The 2507-nt window shown below is 59.8% G+C and carries 3 protein-coding genes; all 3 read left to right on the top strand.

The genetic code is table 11. The features are described 5' to 3' along the window. Positions 1 to 205 precede the first annotated feature (205 nt). The 3 genes from AX760_RS03485 to AX760_RS03475 are packed head-to-tail and all read left to right on the top strand — an operon-like array spanning position 206 to position 2424. Positions 206 to 1564, top strand: coding sequence for an NAD(P)H-dependent oxidoreductase (locus AX760_RS03485; protein WP_071831499.1), 1359 nt, complete (start codon positions 206 to 208; stop codon positions 1562 to 1564). A 14-nt stretch (positions 1565 to 1578) separates the two neighbouring features. Beyond that, positions 1579 to 1884: a putative quinol monooxygenase gene (locus AX760_RS03480; protein ID WP_071831501.1), complete on the top strand. Its 306-nt coding sequence runs from the start codon at positions 1579 to 1581 to the stop codon at positions 1882 to 1884. A gap of 18 nt (positions 1885 to 1902) precedes the next feature. Further along, a complete protein-coding gene (locus tag AX760_RS03475; RefSeq protein ID WP_083531051.1) occupies positions 1903 to 2424 on the top strand; it encodes an NAD(P)-dependent oxidoreductase in 522 nt (173 codons plus the stop codon). Positions 2425 to 2507: the final 83 nt, after the last annotated feature.

Genomic DNA, 2507 nt, shown 5'->3' with positions numbered 1-2507 from the left:
TCCTATTTTCGGTACTGAGGCCGCTGTGGGAGGTGGCCGAGAGAGGCGCAGGCAGGTTGCCGCGTTCTCCGGGAGGAGACGATATCGTCGTCAGCACCGTATTCACGGAGGGGCATTTGTGTCCGAAATCCGGAAAGTTGCATGTCGCTGACGATGGCTCCAGCCGGGCTCTCCTGAGAGGTATTCCCCAGCCGAGGATTTTGAAATGAATCTCTACTCACTGCTTTCGCTCCGTGCCGCCGATGGACGCCCCGTCAGGGTCGGCCTGATCGGTGCCGGCAAGTTCGGTTCCATGGTGATGGCGCAGGCGCAGAAAATCCTGGGCCTTCACCTGGTTGCCGTCGTCGATCTTGACGTTGGCAAGGCGAAGGAATCGATGAGCCGCGTCGGCTGGCCGAAAGAACGCTATGCCGCCACGAGCTGCGCCGATGCCATCAAGAGCGGCACGACGTTTGTGACCGGTGATGTCAACGCAATGTTCGCGTGCGGCGAAATCGAATGCGTCATCGAAGCGACCGGCCATCCGATCGCTGGCACCCGTCATGCGCTGGGCGCCATCGAGCACAACAAGCATGTGGTCATGGTCAATGTCGAAGCAGACGTCATGGTCGGGCCGATCCTGGCCGAAATGGCGCGCGCCAAAGGCCTGATTTATTCGATGGCCTATGGTGACCAGCCGGCGCTGATCTGCGAACTCGTCGACTGGGCGCGCGCGACCGGCTTCGAAATCACGTCCGCCGGCAAGGGCATGAATTTTGAACCGCGCTACCGCTATTCCACGCCGGATACGGTTTGGGGATTGTTCGGCTGGACCGAAGAACAGGTCGCGGCAGACAACCTCAATCCGAAGCTCTACAATTCCTTCACTGACGGTACCAAGGCGGCGATCGAAATGGCGGCCGTTGCAAACGGAACCGGTTTGGATTGCCCTGATGATGGCCTGGCCTTCCCGCCGGCCGGTCTCCATGATCTGGCGCGTGTCTTCCGTCCGGTCTCAGATGGCGGCCGCATGGCCCGCTCGGGTCTGGTCGATATTGCGGCAAGCCAGGAACCGGATGGCCGCGAGGTGTTCAACAACATACGCTATGGCGTCTTCGTTACCTTCAAGGCTCACAACGAATATGCCCGCGCCTGCTTCAAGCAATATGGCCTGCTGACCGATCCATCCGGCTGGTACGCATCCATGTGGCGTCCGTTCCACATCATCGGCCTTGAAACGTCGATCAGTGTCTTGTCAGCCGTGCTGCGCAATGAGCCGACCGGTTGCTCCAAGGAGTTCCGCGGCGATGCCGTGGCGACTGCCAAAAAGGATATGCAGCCCGGCGAAATGCTGGACGGCGAGGGCGGTTACGCCGTCTGGGCCAATGCCATACCGGCAAACCGAAGCCTTGATCTCAAGGCGCTGCCGATCGGTCTTGCCCACAACGTCAAGCTCAAGCGTCCGATCAAGAAGGACCAGATCGTGTCCTTCGATGATGTCGAAATCGTCAACGACCTCGACGTGGTGACATTGCGCCGCGACATGGAAGATCGCTTCCGCCCAGTCAAGATCGCTGCAGAGTGAGCGCGGTGAACGATATGAACCGTCAGGCCTTTGTCGTGATCGCTGAATTCCAGGTGAAGCCGGGCAAAATTCCGGCTTTCCTTGAGGCGGCCCGGGACGATGCGAAACATTCCGTTGCCGACGAGCCGGGTTGCCGACAGTTCGACGTGATCTGCCCGGAAGGCTTTGATGACATGGTTGTTTTCTATGAAGTCTACGACAGTCGGGCAGACTTCGATGCCCATCTCGAAACGCCCCATCTGGCGCGTTTCCGCGATGCTTTCCCGCCGTTGATTGTCGAAGAGCGCCCGGTTCGTTTCTCGACACGGCAATATCCGTGAGCGGGAAGGTGTGGACAGATGAATAACCCCACCATCGCCGTTATCGGCACCGGCATCATGGGTGCACCTATGGCGGGTCGCCTGGCCGAAGCCGGATTCAAGGTCACAGCCTGGAACCGGACATCGGACAAGGCATCAGTGTTGCAGGCTCGGGGTGTTGTCACTGCCGATAATGCGGTTGACGCGGTGGATGGTGCTGATGTGGTGATTTGCATGCTGAGCTCCGGCCCGGTCTGCGAAAAGGTGCTGATGGGAGATGATGGGGTCATCGCGGCAATGAAGCCGGGATCGATTTTGCTCGTGATGAGCTCGATCCCGGTGGAGACGGCAATCGCTTTGGCCAATGCGGCTTCTGATCGTGGTGTCGCCTGTCTCGACGCTCCGGTCTCCGGCGGCGAAAAAGGCGCCAGGGATGGCACTCTTGCCATAATGGCGGGTGGAGATGCCGCTGTCGTCGATCGTCTTCGACCGGTGTTTGCGTGCCTTGGCCGCGTGATGAGAGCGGCGGTGCAAAAGTCGGCCACGGTAGCGGCGGAATAGTCCGGCTGCGGGCGGAGTAAAATCCGGCCACCTATTTCTCTTCTGCGACGAATGCAGGAGGGCTTGGGGATCTACACCGTGGA

Source organism: Pararhizobium antarcticum, assembly GCF_001885585.1.
GTDB lineage: Bacteria > Pseudomonadota > Alphaproteobacteria > Rhizobiales > Rhizobiaceae > Pararhizobium > Pararhizobium antarcticum.
This window is presented reverse-complemented; position numbering and strand designations above follow the sequence as displayed.

Coding starts and splice junctions, on each gene's coding strand:
- AX760_RS03485 (WP_071831499.1), top strand. CDS start 206: ATGAATCTCTACTCACTGCTTTCGCTCCGTGCCGCCGATGGACGCCCC.
- AX760_RS03480 (WP_071831501.1), top strand. CDS start 1,579: ATGAACCGTCAGGCCTTTGTCGTGATCGCTGAATTCCAGGTGAAGCCG.
- AX760_RS03475 (WP_083531051.1), top strand. CDS start 1,903: ATGAATAACCCCACCATCGCCGTTATCGGCACCGGCATCATGGGTGCA.